Consider the following 18,264-nt stretch of genomic DNA (forward strand, 5'->3'; position numbering starts at 1 on the left):
GGGTGTCCTCGCAAGGGGGTGTCGGGGGGCAGGGGGAGAAGGGGCCGGTCCGCGCGCGGACCGGCGGGGCGCCCGGGGACGGGCACCCCGCAGCGACGGTGTCAGGGCCGCAACAGCACCGGGAGTTCCTTGAGGCTGTTGACGACGATGGAGGGGTGGTTCTCCAGCTCGCTGTCGGGCACGGCGAGCCGCATGCGGGGGAAACGCTCGAACAGCTTCGGCAGGGCGATCCGGCCCTCCATGCGCGCCAGGTGGGACCCCGGGCACACGTGCGGCCCGTACCCGAAGGAGATGTGGCGCCCACGTTCACGCGTCAGGTCGAAGGTGTCGGGGTGGGGCTCGCTGCCGTGCTCGTCGCGGTCACGGCTGATCGCGCCGTAGGAGACCATCAGGGCCTGGCCCTTCTCGATGGTCACGCCCCCTGCCTCGACGTCCTCCGAGGCGAAGCGGAAGACGAAGTTGGAGGTGGGCGGGTCGAAGCGCAGGGTCTCCTCCACCACGGTGTCCCAACCGACCTTGCCCTGCTCGACCAGGGCGAACTGCTCGGGGTGGGTCAGCAGGGCCCGCACGGCGTTGGAGATGAGGTTGACGGTGGTCTCGTGTCCGGCCGCGACCACGACCTGGAGGGTTCCGCGGATCTCCAGGTCGGTGAGGGCGTCCCCGTTCTCGCCGGCGTTGACGAGGTCCGTGGTCAGGTCGTTGCCGGGGGCGGCGCGTTTGGCGGCGATCATGTCGTCGTAGTAGCGCTCCAGGGCCGCGTAGACCTCGCCGAACTCCTCGGGCGAGGTGACGGAACTGAAGAACTTCACGTACATGTCGCGCAGGTAGCCGTGCTCGGCGCTGTCCACTCCGTAGAGCTCGCCGATGACGCTCATGGGGAGCTTGAAGGCGAACTCGGACTTCAGGTCCAGGACCTGGTCGGCCCGGCCCTCCAGGTCGTCGATGAGCTCGGTCGTGATCGCCTCGACACGGGGGCGTACCCGCTCGGTGCTGCGGGCCGAGAAGGCCTTGGCGGTGAGTTCGCGCAGGCGTTTGTGTTCGGTGCCGTCGGTACCCAGGAGGTTGGTGGGGGTCGGGGGGATGGTGCTCAACAGCGGCCATCCCTCGGGGACACGTCCCTGCTGCAGGTCGTCCCAGTGGGCCACGTCCTTGACCATGCGGCGGTCGGTGAGCAGTTCACGGGCCACAGCGTGGTGGGTGACGGCCCAGGCCGTCACACCGTCGGGCAGTTCGACGCGGGTGATCGGACCGGCCGCGTGGAGGTTCTCGCGCTCGGTGCGCAGGTCGCGGACGTAGGGGTCGAGGGTGAGGCTTCCAGCGGAACCGTGGTCGACAGGACAGGGCATCAATAGTCTCCTCGGGGGGACACGGGGGTGAAGGTGACAGGAAGGGACGAGACGCCGCGCACCCATGGCGAGGGCCGCCAGCGGAGCTCCTGCGGTGCGACGGCGAGCTCGACGTCGGGCAGCCGGTCCAGCAGGACCTCCACCGCGGTCGCGGCGATGGTCTCGGCGATGTCCTGCGCGGGCAGGGGGCACCGGTGCGCACCGTGGGAGAAGGACAGGTGGGCGTTGTTGCCCTCCGCGGGGATCCCGGCGCGCACACCGGGATCGCGGTTGGCACCCGAGAGGCCGAGCAGCACCATGTCGCCCTGACGGATGTGGCGCCCGCCGAGTTCGGTGTCGTGGACCGCGTACCGCCCCGCCTGGATCTGGGTGGGGGTGTCCTCCCACAGCACCTCGTTGAGCGCGGACCGGACACTGCTGCGCGCACCCGCGAAGGAAGCGGAGAAACGCTCGTCGGTGAGCATGAGCCGCAGGGCGTTGCCGATCCACTCGCCGGTGGGCTGGTTGCCCCCACCCAGGATCACGATGAGTTCGGCTGTGAGTTCGTCGTCGGTGTAGCCGGCCGGGTGGGCCAGGAGCCGGGAGACGGCGTCGGGGCCCGGGGCGGCGCGCCGTTCGGCGACCAGGTGGGCCATGCGGGACATGAGGTCGCGCTGGGCGCTCATGGCGTCCGGACCGCCGTCGATCATGGCGGTCATGACGGCGGCCAGTTCGTCGCCCCTACGGTCCTCGAGCCCGTAGATCCATCCCAGGACGAGGGCGGGGATCCGGGCCGCGTAGGCCGTGCGCAGGTCGACGCCGCTGCTGCCGCAGAAGGTGTCGATGAGCCGGTCGGCCATACGGACGGTGATCGAGCGCAGTTCGTGGGGGTCCACGGCCGCGAGCGCGTCGGTGATCGCCCGGGAACGGCGGTGGTGGTCGTCCCCTTCGGCGTAGAGAACGGAGGGCACCTGCAGGACCATGGGCAGCAGGGGCCAGTCGGCGGGCACCCGGTCCCAGGCGTTCCAGCGGGCGGAGCTGCGGGCGAAGGTGGCCGGGGTGTTGAGCACCTGGTGCAGTTCCCGGTAGCCGATGACCAGCCACGCGGGCACGTCGGCGTCCATGAGTACGGGTACGACGGATCCGTGCTCGGCGCGGACCGCCTCGATGTACCCGGCGGGGTCGACCGTGTGCTCCGGTCCTCGCAGGCGGACGGGGCAGCTGTTCATGTCGCGCTCTCCTGGGCGGGGGTGCGGGACGCGGCCAGGGAACGCACGTGCTCGGCAAGGGCGATGAGCACCTGTTTGGCGGAGGCGCGTTCGCGGGCGTCGCACCGCACCAGCGGTACTGCGGGGTCCAGGTCCAGGGCCTCTCGCAGGTCCTCGAGGCTGTAGGCCTCGCCGCCGAAGTCGTTGTGGGCGACGATGAAGGGTGTGCCCTGCTGTTCGAGGCGGTCGATGGCGTACCAGGAGTCCTCGATGCGGCGGGTGTCGACCAGAACGACCGCGCCGAGCGCTCCGGAGAAGAGCCGGTCCCACAGGAACCAGAACCGCTTCTGGCCCGGGGCTCCGAACAGGTAGAGCACGGAGGTCGGGTCCAGGGTGATACGGCCGAAGTCGAAGGCCACGGTGGTGGAGTGTTTGTCCTCGACCCCGGAGAGGTCGTCGACACCGCCGCCGGCGCGCGTCATGGTCTCTTCGGTGTTGAGCGGCCGGATCTCGCTGACCGAGCGCACCAGGGTGGTCTTTCCGACGCCGAAACCGCCGACGACGGCGATCTTGAGCGCGTGGGCGGCGGTCTGGGGCAGGCCGACGCTCTCAGGAACGGGTTCAGAGGTTGTGGAGTGCAACGAGCACCTTCTCCAGCACGTCCGGGGAAGCGAAGGGATGGGTCCGGGAGGGGGCGGACACGGGATGGCGTGCGGTGACCTGGCCGGTGTCGATGAGGTCGGTGAGCAGGATCCGCACGACCGTGACGGGCAGCCCCAGGTGCGCTGCGACCTCCACCACGGCGGTGGGTGACCGGCACAGGCGCAGGATCGCCGCGTGTTCGGACTGCATGCCGGGGGCGGGTGCGCTCTCGGCGACCACGAGGGTCACGGCGTCGAGCGCACCGTCCGCTCCTGAGCTGCGTCCTCCGGTGATGACGTGGAGGCGGTCGGGGCTCTCGTCACGGTGGGAGCGGGTCACGACGCCCCCGTGGTCCGGCGCGGTGGCGCGGTCAGATGCTCACTCATCTGCTCCACGAGTTCGTTCATGTTGTGTCCGGTCAGGCCGGGGTCGGCCTCCTCGGAGGTGAGCACGGCCAGGTGGGCGCCGGCACCGGCCTCGACGATGAAGAGCAGGCCGCCGTAGAACTCGGTCATGGCCTGGCGTACACCGCCGCCGCCGTTGCCGAATTCCATCGATGCGCTCTGCGACAGGCTCTGGAGTCCGGCGGCGATGGCGGCGAGGTGGTCGGCGCTGTCGCGGTCGAGCCCGGAGCTGTGGCAGAGCTTGAGGCCGTCCCGGGAGAGCACCAGTGCGTGCCGGGTGCCGGGGGTGCGCTCCAGGAGGCTCTCGAGGAGCCAGGTGAGTTTGTCGAGGTCCATCATTGGTCGTCCTTCGGGGGTCCGGTCGGTTCCTGGCCTCGCACAGCGGAACGGAAGGCCCCGAAGCCCCGGGCGGAGGTGGTGGGTCCTGGGGTGGTGGGGCCGGGTTCGGGCCGCTGGGTGGCTGCGAGGGTCCGCCCGCGCCTGCGCATGGGCAGGCCGCTGGCGTGACGCGGGGGTGTGTCTGTCTCCTCGGCGGCGGGACGGTCGGCCGGTCCGGGCGGGGCGTCCGTCTGCGACACGGGCGGGGGCGGGGGCGGCTGTTGTGTGTGCGGCTGCGGAGCCGTTTGCGTCCCGGGGTCCGACGGGGCCGGAGACTGGGCGGGCAACGGCGGTGCTGCGGGGGCGCTCGCCTGTGGCGGCCCGGTGTCGAGGGGTTTGAGGAGGGGGCGGGGCACCAGGAGCACGACCGCGGTGCCTCCGCGGGAGGAGGGGCGGAAGGAGACGGACAGTTCGTAGCGTCGGGCGATGAGCCCGACCACGGACAGCCCCAGGCGGGTCCCGGAGATGGCTCCGATGTCCAGTCCCCGGTCGACGGTCTCACGGGCCCGGCGCAGGGCTTCCTCCCCCATGACGAGTCCGCCGTCCTCGACCATGACCGCCAGGCCGGCCTGGACCTCCTCCACGTGCACGTGGACCTCGGCGGTGGGCGGGGAGAACTTGGCGGCGTTGTCGAGGAGTTCGGCGAGGGCGTGGATGATGCCTTCGGCCGCGAAGCCGGCCACCGCCTGGGCGGGCACGTGGTGCAGCCGCACACGCTGGTAACCGCCGATGCGCCCCATGGCACCGCGCACGACGCTCTCCAGGGGGATGGCCCGGCTCCAGCGGCGGCCGGAGCGGGCTCCGGTGAGGACGGCGATGCTGTCGGCCGTGCGGCCGGTCTGGGCCACTGCGTGGTCGAGGTGCATCAGGTCGCCGAGGACGTCGGCGCCGGCGGTGCCGTCGCCGTGGTCGTCCTGCATGGCGCGCAGGTCGGCGAGCATCGTGGTGGTCATGGCCTGGATACGTCCGGCAGCGGTGGCGCAGGCGGTGACGGTCGCGGCGCGGCGACGTTCGGCGCGGGAGATCTCGGCGACCACGAGCTCCAGGACGGCTTGCCCGGCGGGGTGCTCGACCCGGGGCAGCCCGTGCAGGACCCGTTCGGCGCTCGCGCCCTCACGCAGGCGGGTGACGGCCCGGGGCAGGTCGCGTTCGGCCAGCGAGGTGCCCTGCGCGGAGATGGCGTCGATCCGGTTGCGCAGGCGGTGCACCGTGCGGGCGTAGCGGGCCAGGAGCGCGGCGCACACGGTCAGGAGGGCCGCGGTGAGGACGCCTGCGGCCAGGGCCGGGGCGAGCAGCTCTTCGGGTGCGGCCCGGAGCACCCAGCCCCAGAGCAGAAGAGCGGGCACGGGCAGCAGGAACCACAGGGGTGCCTTGGACCGTGGCGGGGGCGCTCCACGGTCTCGGGGGGTCTTGTCGGTCATCTCCACGTCCGGCCACGTCGTTACTGATGAGACCACACGGGGTGGTCGGGGATCCTCATACACAAGGGGCCCGAAAGGGGGCACCGGAATACATCGGCTCCACTTTCGCCGCACAGCGGCACAACATACCATCGGGTGTGGAGGAGGATAACGCAAATACCGACCTTTCCGCCCTGGAATCCGAGGGGGAAATGGAACCTATTGCGCCGCCGAGAAAGGTTGTGGTATCAGCGCGCGGACGCTGGAGCGACCGTCGCGTTGACAGAAGCTCCCGCGGAGGGGCACGGGCGCCGACACCATTACCCCCGGGAAGGAAATCCGCAGGCCAACAGTGACACCGGGGGGAATCCGGCAGAATTACGGGGCAGGACGAACACGGAATCACGCGACCTGCACCCGGAATTCATCCTCCCTTCAACGGGCCACACCCCCGTTACCGCCGAAGACGGTCCGGGGCCGATGATGACGCACGAATGCGCAGGCCGTACGGTGGAAGCACAGAGACAGGGGCGCACACGGACGATCGGCCCGTGTCCAGCATCACACCCACACAGCGACACCGAGGCGGCACACGCACCGGGAGGAGACACGGTCCCCCGGTGCATCACGCGTGGTTCGATCTCGGGTCCTCAGGGAATCTTGACGTGGACCGACGCGTTACAACCCCGCGAGAGAGCACGAGCGCCTGGAGGGCACCCACACGATGGCCGAGCGAGCACTTCGCGGCACCCGGCTCGGAGCGACGAGCTACGAGAACGACCGCAACACCGACCTGGCTCCCCGCCAGGAGGTCACCTACGACTGCACCCGGGGCCACAAGTTCTCGGTCACCTTCGCGACCGAGGCCGAGGTCCCCGTGGAATGGGAATGCCGTTTCTGCGGTGACCGCGCCCGGCGGCGGGACGGTGAGGGCGAGGAGCCCAAGAACGTCAAGCCGGTGCGCACGCACTGGGACATGCTGCTGGAGCGTCGGAGCATGGAGGACCTCGAAGAGGTCCTGGCCGAACGTCTCGAGGTGCTGCGCGCACGCCGCCGCGAAGAGGCTGCCAAGGTCGAGGAGCTTGCCGACCAGCAGTAACGGCACCCGCGACAGCGAGATCCGACTTCACGGGGCGGCGGACCACACGGTCCGCCGCCCCGTCTTCGTGTCCGGCACCGTCCCGCGTGAGGGCGCCGGGGGACGGTTCAGTCCTCGGTCTGCACGCAGGCGGTCCCGAAGGGGTCCTGGGTGGAGCCCACGAGGTTGTTGACCGACTCCAGTACACGAGTGGGCCGGTAGGGGAACTGTTCCGCGGTCTCCCGTCCGGAGATGCCCGAGAGCACCAGGACCGTCTGCAGTCCGGCCTCCAGGCCGCTGAGCACGTCGGTGTCCATCCGGTCGCCGACCATGACCGTGTTCTCCGAATGCGCGCCGATACGGCGCAGCGCCGAACGCATCATGAGCGGGTTGGGTTTGCCCACGAAGTAGGGGCCCCGCCCGGTGGCCTTCTCGATGAGCGCCGCGACCGCCCCGGTGGCGGGCAGGGGGCCCTCCGCGCTCGGACCGGTCTCGTCGGGGTTGGTCGCGATGAAGCGGGCCCCGTTGCGCACGAGCCGGATGGCGCGGGTGATGGCCTCGAAACTGTAGGTGCGGGTCTCACCGAGCACGACGTAGTCGGGATCGCGTTCGGACATGACGTAGCCGACGTTGTGCAGGGCGGTGGTCAGTCCGGATTCCCCCACCACGTAGGCCGACCCGCCGGGCCGCTGTGTCTGGAGGAACTGCGCGGTGGCCAGAGCGGAGGTCCAGATGGCCTTCTCCGGGATGTCCAGACCCGAATTGAGGAGCCGGGCCCGAAGGTCCCGCGGTGTGTAGATGGAGTTGTTGGTCAACACCATGAACGGGGTCTCGTTGTCCCGTAGTTCCCTCAGGAGGGCGTCGGCGCCGGGGACGAGGTGCTCCTCGCGCACAAGCACGCCGTCCATGTCGAAGAGGTAGTTCCACTCGCTGTCGTTGCTCACAGGACCATTGTGCAGTGACCGGGAACGCACACGAAGACTTACCCCTCGGTATTTGAGAGGTCTCACACCGGCGGCCAGGGCACCGCGGGCCAGTCCGGGGACGGGTAGGGGTGGATGCCGTGCTGGATGAGCAGGTCCACCCGGGCGCGGACGGCGTGCTGTTCGGGGCCGGTCAGGTGCCGGCCCAGGACGCCGGCGATCCCGCTCCCGGGGTCGGCGAGCAGGCGCCGCACACGCATGAGCGCGGTCAGGGCCTCCTCGGTCAGCGGCAGGCCCTGCCACTGCCACAGGACGGTGCGTAGTTTGTAGTCCTCGGCGAAGGAGACGCCGTGGTCGCAGCCGTAGAGGTGGCCGCCGGTAGTGGGCAGCAGGTGGCCGATCTTACGGTCGGTGTTGTTGATCACGGCGTCCAGGACCGCCATGCGGCGCAGCCCTGGACAGTCGGTGCTGCGCGAGAGCTCCACCAGGTCCACCGTGGTGTCGCCGTGCACCCACAGCTGGACCATGCCCTCGCCGAAGGGTCCGTCGCGGTGCACGGTGGGCGGCACGACCGACCAGCCCAGCGTCTGGGACACGGCGAAGGCGGAGACCTCGCGGCCGGCCAGGGTGCCGTCGGGAAAGTCCCACAAGGGCCGCTCCCCCGCGACGGGTTTGTACACACACGCGGCCGAGCGGGCACCGTCGGAGACGGTGCAGTACAGGGTGGCGTTGGATGCGGCGGTCAGGCGGCCCTCGACCGCCAGCTCGCCCTCCTGCAGGAGCCGCATCCCCTCCTCAGGGATGAGCCCGCCGAAGGCGTCGCGGACATCGCCCGTCAGCGCATCGGGGGCCGGGCCCTCGGACATGTCCTCTTCCCCGGCCACGTCAGACGATGCTGTCGGGCCGGTACCCGTTCTGGCGCACGCACACGTGCCCGGCCGGGTCCAGCGGTCGCTCGCACAGGGGGCAGTTGGGGCGTCCGGCCGCAACGACCTTGAGGGCGCGGCCGGCGAAGGAGCGCGCCTCACCGGGGGTGAGGTAGACGCGCAGGACGTCGCGGTGGGCGGGGCCCTCCTCGGTGAAGACCTCCAGCTCCTCCTCGTCCTCCTCGCCGAGGCCCTCTCCGGCGCTCTCGTCGATCTCCTGGGCCTCGATGATGACGCGGGCGGCCTCGGCGTCCCAGGCCAGAGCGAGGGTGCCCACGCGGAAGTCCTCCTCGATGGGCTGCTCGAGGGGCCCTTCGTCCTCGGGCGGTACGGCCTCGTCGGTTCGGGGCCCGAAGCGGCGGTTCACTTCTTCCAGCAATTCCTCGACCCGGGAGGCCAGGGCTTCCACCTGGGCCTTCTCGAGAGCGACGCTCGTGACGCGCCCCTCGCCCACGGCTTGCAGGAAGAAAGTGCGATTCCCCGGCTGTCCCACGGTTCCGGCGACGAACCGTTCTGGCGGGTTGAACTGAAAGACGGGCATGGACACGACCCTAAATGATCAGGCCTGTTCGGTGCGCCCCGAGACCCCGGCACCCCCTCCGACGGCGGCCTCACCCTTGGCTTCGCCGGCTGTGGGAAGCCCCGCGGCCAGGGCTTCTCCGGTGTCGTTGATGCCGTTGATGAAGGGGCGCGAGCGCGTGTAGGTGAGAGAGGTGACCGAGCAGGGGTCCACGCGCAGGCGTTGGAACAGGTCCAGGTGCATGCCCAGGGCGTCGGCGACGATCGCCTTGATGATGTCGCCGTGGCTGCACACGACGTAGACGGGTGGCACCCGCGGGGTGTCGTCGTCGGGTTCGGGGGCCTGTTGCTCCACACGGACGTTCCAGTCGCGGACGGCCTCGACCGCACGGGCGGAGGCGGTGGCCAGGGATTCACCGCCGGGGAAACGTGCGGCGCTGGGATGATCCTGCACGACCCGCCAGAGGGGTTCCTCAGGAAGTTCGGTCAGTGAGCGGCCGGTCCAGCTGCCGTAGTCGCACTCGATGAAACGCTCGTCGGTGGTCACCGGCAGGCCGAGGCGTTCGGCGACGGCATCGGCGGTCTCCCGGCAGCGTTCGAGCGGGCTGGAGATCAGGGCGGTGGCGGTGAGGCCCTCCAGGCGCCGGGCCAGATCGGCGGCCTGGGCGCGCCCGGTGTCGTTGAGATGGACACCAGGGGTGCGTCCGGCCAGTTTCGGGCCGGTGACGTCGGTCATGCCGTGCCGGACCAGGAGGAGGGTGACCGCCCCAGGAGCGGACAAGGAGCCGTGCTGTGCTTCCGGTGTCGCCATGTCCCCCACCCTAGGCTGTCGATGGGGGGTCGGGTTCTGTTGTGTGATCGGTGTGCCGGGCATGCCGAGGCGGTGGTTGGCGGAGTCCGGTGGATCGGTGCAGGTGGGGCGGTAGCAGGTGGGTGGGCCCGGTGGACCGGTGACGGGTGGGTGGTGTTCGTCGGAGCGTCGAGCGTAGCCCGGCCGGGCTAGAATTCCCGACCCCGACGAACCACCACCCCAGGCACCACAAGAAACCCCCACCCCCGGCGCCCCGGGGGTCAGCCGACGCCGGCGCCGCCCTCCGGGGCGAGTCCGCCGAACTGGACCAGCACGAGGATGAGCACACCCAGGGCGACGCGGTAGTGGACGAAGGGCATGAAGCTGTGCGTCCGGATGAAGCGCATGAGCCAGGCGATGACGGCGTAGCCGATGACCAGGGCGACGAGGGTGCCCACGAAGGTGGCGCCCCAGCCGGCGTACTCGTCGCCGCCGATGTCGAGCATCTTGTAGAACCCGGAGGCGAACACGGCGGGCATGGCGAGCAGGAACGCGAACTCGGCGGCGGCCGGGCGGGTGAAGCCGAGCAGACGGCCTCCGGTGATGGTGGCGCCGGAGCGGGAGACACCGGGGACGAGGGCGAGTGTCTGGGCGAGGCCGTACCCGAGGCCGCGGCCCAGGGTGAGGTCCTCCAGCTGCCGTTCTCGCCGGGCCATGCGGTCGACCACGCCCAGGATGATGCCGAAGACGATGAGGTTGAGGGCGATCAGGCGCAGGTCGCGGAAGACGCCCTCGATGTAGTCCTCCAGGGTCAGGCCGAGGATGCCGATGGGGATGGTCGCCAGGATGACGTACCAACCCATGCGGGCGTTCATGTCGCTGCGCAGGCCGCGGTCGAACAGTGATCGGCACCAGGTGGAGATGATGGCCCACACCCGCTTGCGGAAGTAGATGACGACCGCCAGTTCGGTGCCGATCTGGCTGACCGCGGTGAAGGCGGCACCGGGGTCGGGCCAGTTGAAGAAGGCCGCGAACACACGCAGGTGGGCGCTGGAGGAGACCGGCAGGAACTCGGTGAGTCCTTGGATGATACCGAGGACGACCGCCTCGAGGATGGACACTGAGCTATCGGACTTTCGTGAGGGTCCGGCGCAGGGCGCCGGAGCGCGGCCAGGGGCTCTCGGCTCGACCGGGGCACGGGGCATCGCGACCGTGTCCGCGCGGCCGGCACCGCCGCCCCCACTTTAATTACCGAAAGCATCCGGATGACTACTCCGAGCCATCGGACAGGGGCGTTGGCGGCGCCGACGCGCACATCCACGGGGCTTTGCGCCGTCCGGCTGCGAGGAGCCGAGCGGCCCCGACGGTAGACCAGGAAGGTGTACCCGAGGCCGACGGGAGTTGAACACGGTAATCTCCGCCGCATGGAACAGCGACAGGTGGGCAGATCAGGCCTCTGGGTCTCACGGACCGCCCTGGGTACGATGACCTGGGGCAACGACACCTCGGAGGAGGAGGCCGGACAGCAGCTCACCGCATTCCTCGACGCGGGCGGCACGTTCGTGGACACCGCGGACATCTACACCGGCGGACAGAGCGAGCGGATCCTGGGGCGCCTGCTGCGTGGCGCGGTGCGGCGCGAGGACGTCGTCGTGGGCACCAAGAGCGGCCACACCCCGGGCGGTTACCGGCCGGTGGACACCTCCCGCCGCCACCTGTTGGCTTCCCTGGACGCCTCCCTGCGGCGCCTGCAGACCGACTACGTGGACCTGTGGCAGCTGCACGCCTTCGACCCGGCGACCCCGCCGGAGGAGGCGCTGGCGGCGATGGAGGCGGCGGTGGCCGCCGGCAAGGCCCGTTACGTGGGCGCGGGCAGTGTCGAGGCCTGGCAGTTCGCGACGCTGGCCACATGGCAGCGGGCCCGGCCGGGCCGGGTCCCGATGGTGAGTGCGGGTTCGGAGTACTCGCTGCTCAACCGGGAGGCCGACCGTGCGCTGCGGCCGGCGGCCGCCGCCTCGGACGCGCACCTGATCGCCTGGGCTCCGCTGGGCCGCGGGGTGCTCAGCGCCAAGTACCGCAGCGGGGTGCCCCAGGACTCCCGTGCGGCCTTCTCCCACATGGCCGGTTACGTGGAGCCCTATCTGGACGAGCCGGGCCGCCGGGTCGTGGAGTCGGTGTGCACCGCCGCCGAGGGGCTCGGGGTTCCGCCACTGGCTGTGGCGCTGAGCTGGGCGCGCGACCAGGAGGGGGTGGCGGCCGCCGTGGTGGGGCCGCGCACCCTGTCCCAGCTCGAGGAGGTCCTGGACGTGGAGACGGTGCAGTTGCCCCCCAAGATCCGCGAGGCCCTGGACGACGCCACGTCGGTCCCCGGCCACTGACCCGCGGCGGCCCAGCCCTTCAGTGGGCCGGCGGAACCGGGAAGTTGCTGCCGAACACGCCTTCGGGGTCGTAGCGGCGTTTGACCCGGCGCAGCCGTTCCAGGGTCGGTGCGGGGAAGGCCTGTTCGAGCACGCCCTGCCCGGTACGGGTGTCGAAACTCAGGTACATGCCCTCCAGGTGCGGCTCGACCCGGGACCAGTGGGGGTCCATGCTTTCGGCCGAGCTCGGCAGGGACATCGCCACCAGGGAGAAGTTCTGGTGGCGGTGGGCGTAGGCGGTCGCGTCGGCGGGCACGTCGTTGACCGCGCCGCCCACCTGGCGCAGTTGCAGGAACCGTACGTCGCCGGTGTTCAGCAGGTCGGCGACGGCGTCCGGGACCGGGCCGTCCAGATGGGGGACCAGGCCCGATCGGGAGACCGGGAGGCCGTGCCCCTGGTGGTGCTCCTCCCCCGGCACCAGCACCGCCGGGTAGGGAGCGATCTGGGCACGCTGGTCCAGGACCGGTCCGGCCTTCAGGAAGGGTTCCAGGTCCCGCACGGCGGCATCGGTGTCCTTGCCCGCGTACACGACCACGGCCTGGGCCACAGCGCCCCGGCCACCGGTGGGCGGGCCCATGGTCAGGAACGCGGTGACCTCGCGCGGCGCGCTCTCGGCGATCTCGCCCCAGGCACGCAGGAACCCGGCGGTGTCGGTGGCGTCGTAGACGAACCGGCCCAGGACGACCTCGCCGAGGTGGGCAGCCCGGGCCTCCACCGAGAGCAGCACTCCGACGTTGGCACCGGCCCCGCGCAGGGCCCAGAAGAGGTCGGGTTCGTCGGTGGCGTCCACACGCCGCACACGTCCGTCGGCGGTGAGGACCTCGGCTGCGGTGACGTTGTCGACGGTCAGACCGTGGGCACGGCCCAGGTAGCCGATACCGCCGGTGGTGGCGATGCCGCCGACGCCGACCCCGCCGTGGTCGCCGGAGCTCAGGGCCAGGCCGTGGCCGTTCAGCTCGGTGGCGACCCTGCCCCAGCGGGCCCCGGCGCCAAGCCGGACCCGTCCGGTGGCCGGGTCCAGAACCTCCACGGTGGCCAGGGCCGACAGATCGAGCACGACCCCGCCGTCGTTGGTGGAGGTGCCGCTGATGCCGTGGCCGCCGCTGCGCACGTGCAGTTCGACCTCCTGTTCCTGGGCGAAGCCCAGTGCCTCGGCCGCCTGGTCGGCGGTGCTCGGGCGCAGGACCAGGCCGGGACGGCCGCGGCGCATGTAGGTGTGGCGTGCACGCTGGTAGCCGCGGTCGCCGGGTTCGAGGGCACCGGGTCGCAGGGACCCGGGCAGGCCGTCGTAGTCGATGCCCTCGCGCCGGGCGGCGAGCACAGCGGACGGACGTACTTCTCCGGTGGGGGTTCCTGCGCTGCGGCGCTCGCGTTCGACGGCCTCACGCAGGGCCGGGGCGATCTCCTCCCCCAGGGTCCGGATGGTACGCGGGTCGTCGGTGCCCAGGACGAAGGTGGAGATGCCCTGTTCCAGCACCAGGGGCAGCAGTTCCTCGACCCACTGTTCGGGCGGCCCCTGGAGGAAACCGTGGTTGCGCGGGGTCAGGGCGGCACCCATGAGGTTGAGCGCGCGCCGGATCTCGCGCGGGTCGCGCCCGGCTCCGCGGGCGGCCTCGTCGATGGTGCGGTTGGCTCCGGGCAGGTCCTCGACCTGCAGGTACCCCAGGCTGGGCAGCCATCCGTCGGCCTTGGTGCCGACCAGGCGCAGCATGCGGGGTTTGTAAGCGCCCACGTGGACACCGATGCGGTGGGCGGGTTCGGGTCCCCGGCGCATGCCCGCGACCCGGTGGTGGGCACCCTCGACCCGCAGGGGAGCATCGGTGTCGGTGTCCCAGACCTGGCGGATGAGGTCGATGGCCTCGTCCAGGGAGTCGACGGCCTGGCCGGGGGTGAGCCGTTCGACCCCCATACCGGCGATGGCGTCCCACATGGCACCCGCTCCGAGCCCGAGCTCGAAGCGGCCCTCGGAGAGGCGGTCCAAGCTCGCTGCGGCCTGGGCGAGCATCGCCGGGGGCCGCAGCGGCAGGTTGAGCACGTTGCCGGCCACCCTCAGGCGGGAGGTGCGGGCGGCCACCCAGGACAGCAGGGTCCAGGTGTCCAGGAAGCCGGGGTTGTAGGGATGGTCCTGGAAGGTGGCCAGGTCGAGCCCGGCCTCCTCGGTGAGCTCGGCCAGGCGCACGGTGCGGTCGGGGTCCTCGGCCGCGGGCGTCAGGAAGGTGCCGAACTGCAGGGCGTGGCCGTAGTCGGTCATGGCGCTCCGTGTCGTTAGTACAAAAAACGATATTGCCTACAACTTATCTGTGGAACCATCTGTTCCTGCTAACGTGGTCTCATGACTCCCACCACCCCGGACAGCCCTCGGAAGAACGATTTGGGTTGGTCACTGGCGGTTCTCCTGCGGCATTGGCACGAACGCGTGGAAGTCCGCCTGTCCGACGTGCGGCACGGAAGCCGCGGCTACCACGTCCTCACCGCTGTCGCCGAGCACGAGGCACCCACGCAGGCCTCACTGGCCGAGCGCCTGCTCATCGACCGCAGCGTCATGACCTACCTCCTCGACGACCTGGAGGAGGACGGGATCGTGCGGCGCGAGGTCGACGTACGCGACCGGAGGGTCCGCCGGGTGTGTGTGACCGACCGGGGCCGACAGCTCCTGGAGGAGATCCGCGCCCGGGTCGCCGAGGAGGAGCAGCACCTGCTCGCCGGTGTCGACCTGCCCACGCAGAACCTGTTCCGGGACGCGGCCGCGCGGGCCGCCCTGGCCGTCCAGCAGCGCTCCCCCGGGACCGACCCGTGCGCCGCCGTGCACGAGGTCGCGCCGGAGGCGGCCGAGCCCCGTGAGAGCGGCGGGCCCGCTGCCGGAGAGCGATAAGCTCACCGGAGTCCGTCCACCACACGACGAGGGGAACCGGTGTCCGAGGCTGCCGAACAGGTCCGTGCCGTCCTTGACCGCATGGGCGCCCCGCCCGCCCTGGCCCCGAGCCTGCTCTCCGTGCTCGGCCCGCACGCCGCCTCCGGCCTCGACGCGGACCCTTGGCTCCTCCTGCGTCTGCCCCAGGTGAGCGTGGAGCAGGCCGACTACTGCGCCCGCCGCCATCTGGGGGACCGGGCCCGGCCCGACGACCCGCGGCGTTCGGGGGCACTGGCCGCGCACGTGCTGCGGCGTGCGGCCGCGCGCGGCCACACGGCCGTGGAGGACAAACGGTTGATCACCATGGTGGGCGGGCTCGGGGTACCCGACCCGTCCGCGGCGGTGGCCGCGGCCGAGGAGCGCGAGGACATCGTGCTCTTCGAGAGCACCGACGACACCGACGACGACTTCGACCCGGCCGAGGGCGGGGTCCCCGAAGTACCCGACCCCGAGCGCCACTACGCGCTCCCGGACGTGGGGCGCTCCGAGCAACGCCTGGGTGAGCAGCTGCTACGGCTCATCGGAGGCAACGACCCGATCATGGACTCGGCCACCGCCGGGGAGACGGTGGAGGCCGCCACCGGCACGTACGGGTTCACCCTCACCGACGCCACCCGCGAGGCCCTGGTCACGGCGACGCTGCGTCCGGTCACGGTACTGCGCCAGGGTCCCTCCTCCCTGCCGGAGCTGGCCCGGGCGGTGCTGTGCCTGCACATGATCGCCCAGGACAGCCGGGTGGGCCTGGCTGTGGCCGCGCCCACGGCCCAGGCCGCCGCCGCCCTGCAGCAGGCCGTGGCGGAGCTGGTACCGGAGCCGCCGGTCCGCGTGGTGTCCCTGGCCGCACTGTTGGAACGGGCCCCGTTCGAGAGCGGCCTGGTGGTCCTGACCGAGGCGATGTCGGTGGGGGCGGCCCGCGCCTCCGAACTGGTCTCCTCCTGCACCGACGGCGCCCACCTGGTGCTGTGCGCCGATCCGCACCAGGCGCCCTCGGCCTCGCCGGGGCAGGTGGCGATCGACGTGGCCACCTCACGGACCGCGCACGTCGCCCGGCTCGGCGAGGGGCCCGCAGACCCGATCGCGGAGCTGGCCGCGGGGGTGGCCGCCGGCGAGGTCCCCGACGTGCAGGCTCCCGGGCGCGAGGTGGTGCGCGTCAGCGCCTCCTCGGCCGAGGAGGCCGCGCACCGGGCCGTGCAGCTCGTCACCGACTCGTTCCCGCGTGCGTTGGGGATCGACCCGGAACACGCCCAGGTCGTCACCGCCCGGGAGGAGGGACCCGCGGGCGCCCAGGCGCTCAACGCCGCGTTCAAGGAGCGCCTCAACCCCGGCCGGGGCTTCGGCTCGGGCGACCGGGTGATGACCGCCTCCGGCGACCAGGGCTACCTGCGGGGGTTCGCCGAAGGCTCCGCCGTGGTCGAGCTGGCGGACGGCACCCGCACCACGGTCCCGGACCCGGCGTCGCTGCGCCACGCCTGGGCGGTGCCGGTCGCCGCGGCCCACGGGGGCCTGTGGCCGGCGGTGGCCGTGGTCCTGCCGCCGGAGACCCCCGTCTCGCGTCCGCAGGTCTACACCGCCCTGACCCGCGCGACCCAGCACGTGTCGCTGGTCGACGCAACCGGGGGCGCCCTGGAACCGGGTGTGCGGGAGAACGCCTCCCTGGAGCGCACCACGCGCCTGGTGTCGGTGCTGCGAGAGGGCTGAAACCGCCTCACGGGGGTCCCGGCGGGTGGCCGGGACCCCCGGTGTCCGGCGGTTGCGCCCGGGCCGGCTCAGGCGATGCGGTCGAGGAAACCGCCGTCCACGCTCAGGTTCTGCCCGGTGACGAACGTGGCCGCGGGGCTGCTCAGGAACGCGGTGGCGCGGGCGACCTCCTCGGGTCGGCCCAGGCGCCCGTAGGGGATGCGTCCACGGATGGACTCGTAGAAGTCCGGGTCGTTCTCCTTGCGCCGTTCCCAGCCGCCCCCGGGGAACTCGATCGGCCCGGGCGAGACGGTGTTGACCCGGACGCCGTCGGGTGCCCAGGAGCGGGCCAGGGAGGCGGCGTGGTGGTTGAGGGCGGCCTTGACCGCACCGTAGGAGCGCGGACCGGCAGGGCGTGTGGTGTGCAGGGCCGAGGTGCTGGAGATGAGCACGACCGCGCCCTGTCCGGATGCCTTGAGGTGGGGTTCGGCGGCCTCGGTCAGCCGCACGAACGGCATGAGGTCGGCGTCGAAACCGCGCTGCCACTGGTCGGGTGTGGGCGCGCTGCCGCCGGAGACGTTGGAGACGAGCACGTCCAACCCGCCGAGGGCGCCGGCGGCCTCCTCGACGAAGACGGGCAGGGCGTCGTGGTCGGTGACGTCCAGGGCCCGGGTGAAGACCCGTGCACCCGCGTGCTCGACGAGTTGTTCGGCCTCGGCTTCCAGGGCCCGCTCGCCGCGGGCGCACAGCGCCAGGTCGGCGCCCTCCTCGGCGAAGGCACGGGCGATGGCCCGGCCGATCCCCCGGCTGGCTCCGGTGACCAGTACTTTCGCCCCTGACAGTCCCAGATCCATGGCTTCCGTTCTCTCGGTGTCGGTTGCTTCCAGGGATACCGGACACGCAGGGGGCCCAGCACCTGCCTCCCCGGCGTGTGCACGACCTAGTGGCCCATCCCGAGGCCGCCGTCGACGGGGATGACCGCGCCGGTGATGTAGGCGCCGCCGGGGCCGGCGAGGAAACCGACGGTGCGTGCGATGTCCTCGGGGGCGCCGAAGCGGCCCAGGGGCACGTTCTTCTTGATCTCGTTCTGCCGGTCCTCGGGCAGGGCGTCGGTCATGTCGGTGGTGATGAAACCGGGCGCGACGACGTTGACGGTGATGTCGCGCGAACCGAGCTCGCGGGCGAGGGAGCGGGCGAAACCGACCAGGCCGGCCTTGGAGGCGGCGTAGTTGGCCTGGCCTCCGGAACCGAGCAGGCCCACGACCGAGGAGATGAGGACGATGCGGCCGGAGCGCTTGCGCATCATGCCGCGCACGGCGCGTTTGGCGACACGGAAGGAGCCGGTGAGGTTGGTGTCCAGGACCGAGGAGAAGTCGTCCTCGCTCATGAGGGCCAGGAGCTGGTCCTTGTTCATGCCGGCATTGGCGACGAGCACCTCGACCGGGCCCTGGTGCTCCTCGACCTCCTTGAAGGCGGCGTCGACCTGAGCGGTGTCGGTGATGTCGCAGCGCACGCCGAACAGGTCTTCGGGCGGTTCCCCCGAGCGGTGGGTGACGGCGACGTTGTCACCGGCCTCGGCGAGCTCGCGGGCGACGGCCAGGCCGATTCCGCGGTTGCCGCCGGTGACCAGTACCGAGCGGGACATAGTGGGGTACCTCATTCTGTC

18 protein-coding genes are annotated in these 18,264 nt (G+C 71.4%); 4 read left to right on the top strand and 14 right to left on the bottom strand.

Going from position 1 to position 18,264, the window contains the following annotated elements:
• Positions 1-101: 101 nt before the first annotated feature.
• From D456_RS0103760 to D456_RS0103785, 6 genes are read right to left on the bottom strand one after another with little or no spacing between them, the layout of a single operon-like run.
• Positions 102-1,346, bottom strand: a complete 1,245-nt coding sequence (locus D456_RS0103760) for a cytochrome P450 family protein (RefSeq protein ID WP_017574820.1) — start codon at positions 1,344-1,346, stop codon at positions 102-104.
• Entirely contained in the window at positions 1,346-2,554 is a 1,209-nt protein-coding gene (locus D456_RS0103765) for a cytochrome P450 (protein WP_017574821.1), read from the bottom strand. Before D456_RS0103765 ends, D456_RS0103760 begins: the two co-directional genes overlap by 1 nt.
• Positions 2,551-3,174, bottom strand: a complete 624-nt coding sequence (locus tag D456_RS0103770; protein WP_017574822.1) for a GTP-binding protein — start codon at positions 3,172-3,174, stop codon at positions 2,551-2,553. Before D456_RS0103770 ends, D456_RS0103765 begins: the two co-directional genes overlap by 4 nt.
• The gene (locus D456_RS0103775; RefSeq protein WP_017574823.1) at positions 3,155-3,514 is read right to left on the bottom strand and encodes a DUF742 domain-containing protein; all 360 of its coding nucleotides are present in this window, start codon (positions 3,512-3,514) and stop codon (positions 3,155-3,157) included. Before D456_RS0103775 ends, D456_RS0103770 begins: the two co-directional genes overlap by 20 nt.
• A complete protein-coding gene (locus D456_RS0103780; RefSeq protein WP_017574824.1) occupies positions 3,511-3,915 on the bottom strand; it encodes a roadblock/LC7 domain-containing protein in 405 nt (134 codons plus the stop codon). Before D456_RS0103780 ends, D456_RS0103775 begins: the two co-directional genes overlap by 4 nt.
• The gene (locus tag D456_RS0103785) at positions 3,915-5,378 is read right to left on the bottom strand and encodes a sensor histidine kinase (protein ID WP_083904502.1); all 1,464 of its coding nucleotides are present in this window, start codon (positions 5,376-5,378) and stop codon (positions 3,915-3,917) included. Before D456_RS0103785 ends, D456_RS0103780 begins: the two co-directional genes overlap by 1 nt.
• Before the next feature lie 703 nt (positions 5,379-6,081).
• Here D456_RS0103785 and D456_RS0103790 point away from each other — a divergent pair.
• Positions 6,082-6,456 (top strand): RNA polymerase-binding protein RbpA, encoded by a 375-nt coding sequence (locus D456_RS0103790; protein ID WP_017574826.1) that lies wholly within the window; start codon positions 6,082-6,084, stop codon positions 6,454-6,456.
• Between the two features lie 107 nt (positions 6,457-6,563).
• Here D456_RS0103790 and D456_RS0103795 read toward each other — a convergent pair whose 3' ends face one another.
• From D456_RS0103795 to D456_RS0103815, 5 genes are all read right to left on the bottom strand, one after another.
• On the bottom strand, positions 6,564-7,343 hold the full coding sequence (locus D456_RS0103795; RefSeq protein WP_051049395.1) for an HAD-IIA family hydrolase: 780 nt from the start codon (positions 7,341-7,343) through the stop codon (positions 6,564-6,566).
• A gap of 98 nt (positions 7,344-7,441) precedes the next feature.
• Complete coding sequence (locus D456_RS0103800) at positions 7,442-8,224, bottom strand: SCO1664 family protein (RefSeq protein WP_017574828.1); 783 nt, start codon at positions 8,222-8,224, stop codon at positions 7,442-7,444.
• A gap of 19 nt (positions 8,225-8,243) precedes the next feature.
• A complete protein-coding gene (locus D456_RS0103805) occupies positions 8,244-8,825 on the bottom strand; it encodes a DUF3090 domain-containing protein (protein ID WP_017574829.1) in 582 nt (193 codons plus the stop codon).
• A gap of 18 nt (positions 8,826-8,843) precedes the next feature.
• Positions 8,844-9,614 carry an MSMEG_4193 family putative phosphomutase gene (locus tag D456_RS0103810; protein WP_026115542.1) on the bottom strand — a complete coding sequence of 257 codons (771 nt, stop codon included), beginning with the start codon at positions 9,612-9,614 and terminating at the stop codon, positions 8,844-8,846.
• Positions 9,615-9,874: 260 nt separating this feature from the next.
• Positions 9,875-10,714 (bottom strand): undecaprenyl-diphosphate phosphatase, encoded by an 840-nt coding sequence (locus D456_RS0103815; protein ID WP_017574831.1) that lies wholly within the window; start codon positions 10,712-10,714, stop codon positions 9,875-9,877.
• Between the two features lie 303 nt (positions 10,715-11,017).
• On the opposite strand from D456_RS0103815, the gene D456_RS0103820 reads away from it, so the two are divergent.
• On the top strand, positions 11,018-11,971 hold the full coding sequence (locus tag D456_RS0103820; RefSeq protein WP_017574832.1) for an aldo/keto reductase: 954 nt from the start codon (positions 11,018-11,020) through the stop codon (positions 11,969-11,971).
• A gap of 19 nt (positions 11,972-11,990) precedes the next feature.
• On the opposite strand, the gene D456_RS0103825 is transcribed toward D456_RS0103820, so the two are convergent.
• Entirely contained in the window at positions 11,991-14,261 is a 2,271-nt protein-coding gene (locus D456_RS0103825) for an LLM class flavin-dependent oxidoreductase (protein WP_017574833.1), read from the bottom strand.
• An 81-nt stretch (positions 14,262-14,342) separates the two neighbouring features.
• Between D456_RS0103825 and D456_RS23605 the strand changes: the two genes are divergently transcribed.
• Together D456_RS23605 and D456_RS0103835 are read left to right on the top strand one after the other, a co-directional pair.
• Positions 14,343-14,882 (top strand): MarR family winged helix-turn-helix transcriptional regulator, encoded by a 540-nt coding sequence (locus D456_RS23605; protein WP_017574834.1) that lies wholly within the window; start codon positions 14,343-14,345, stop codon positions 14,880-14,882.
• A 39-nt stretch (positions 14,883-14,921) separates the two neighbouring features.
• Positions 14,922-16,619 (top strand): helix-hairpin-helix domain-containing protein, encoded by a 1,698-nt coding sequence (locus D456_RS0103835; RefSeq protein WP_017574835.1) that lies wholly within the window; start codon positions 14,922-14,924, stop codon positions 16,617-16,619.
• A 68-nt stretch (positions 16,620-16,687) separates the two neighbouring features.
• Here D456_RS0103835 and D456_RS0103840 read toward each other — a convergent pair whose 3' ends face one another.
• Positions 16,688-17,452 (bottom strand): SDR family NAD(P)-dependent oxidoreductase, encoded by a 765-nt coding sequence (locus tag D456_RS0103840; protein WP_017574836.1) that lies wholly within the window; start codon positions 17,450-17,452, stop codon positions 16,688-16,690.
• Positions 17,453-17,538: 86 nt separating this feature from the next.
• Positions 17,539-18,243 carry a beta-ketoacyl-ACP reductase gene (gene fabG / locus D456_RS0103845; protein ID WP_017574837.1) on the bottom strand — a complete coding sequence of 235 codons (705 nt, stop codon included), beginning with the start codon at positions 18,241-18,243 and terminating at the stop codon, positions 17,539-17,541.
• Between the last annotated feature and the right edge of the window lie 21 nt (positions 18,244-18,264).

Source organism: Nocardiopsis kunsanensis DSM 44524, assembly GCF_000340965.1.
GTDB classification, from domain to species: domain Bacteria; phylum Actinomycetota; class Actinomycetes; order Streptosporangiales; family Streptosporangiaceae; genus Nocardiopsis; species Nocardiopsis kunsanensis.

Coding starts and splice junctions, on each gene's coding strand:
- D456_RS0103760 (WP_017574820.1), bottom strand. CDS start 1,346: ATGCCCTGTCCTGTCGACCACGGTTCCGCTGGAAGCCTCACCCTCGAC.
- D456_RS0103765 (WP_017574821.1), bottom strand. CDS start 2,554: ATGAACAGCTGCCCCGTCCGCCTGCGAGGACCGGAGCACACGGTCGAC.
- D456_RS0103780 (WP_017574824.1), bottom strand. CDS start 3,915: ATGGACCTCGACAAACTCACCTGGCTCCTCGAGAGCCTCCTGGAGCGC.
- D456_RS0103785 (WP_083904502.1), bottom strand. CDS start 5,378: ATGACCGACAAGACCCCCCGAGACCGTGGAGCGCCCCCGCCACGGTCC.
- D456_RS0103790 (WP_017574826.1), top strand. CDS start 6,082: ATGGCCGAGCGAGCACTTCGCGGCACCCGGCTCGGAGCGACGAGCTAC.
- D456_RS0103795 (WP_051049395.1), bottom strand. CDS start 7,343: ATGGACGGCGTGCTTGTGCGCGAGGAGCACCTCGTCCCCGGCGCCGAC.
- D456_RS0103800 (WP_017574828.1), bottom strand. CDS start 8,224: ATGTCCGAGGGCCCGGCCCCCGATGCGCTGACGGGCGATGTCCGCGAC.
- D456_RS0103805 (WP_017574829.1), bottom strand. CDS start 8,825: ATGCCCGTCTTTCAGTTCAACCCGCCAGAACGGTTCGTCGCCGGAACC.
- D456_RS0103810 (WP_026115542.1), bottom strand. CDS start 9,614: ATGGCGACACCGGAAGCACAGCACGGCTCCTTGTCCGCTCCTGGGGCG.
- D456_RS0103820 (WP_017574832.1), top strand. CDS start 11,018: ATGGAACAGCGACAGGTGGGCAGATCAGGCCTCTGGGTCTCACGGACC.
- D456_RS0103825 (WP_017574833.1), bottom strand. CDS start 14,261: ATGACCGACTACGGCCACGCCCTGCAGTTCGGCACCTTCCTGACGCCC.
- D456_RS23605 (WP_017574834.1), top strand. CDS start 14,343: ATGACTCCCACCACCCCGGACAGCCCTCGGAAGAACGATTTGGGTTGG.
- D456_RS0103840 (WP_017574836.1), bottom strand. CDS start 17,452: ATGGATCTGGGACTGTCAGGGGCGAAAGTACTGGTCACCGGAGCCAGC.
- fabG (WP_017574837.1), bottom strand. CDS start 18,243: ATGTCCCGCTCGGTACTGGTCACCGGCGGCAACCGCGGAATCGGCCTG.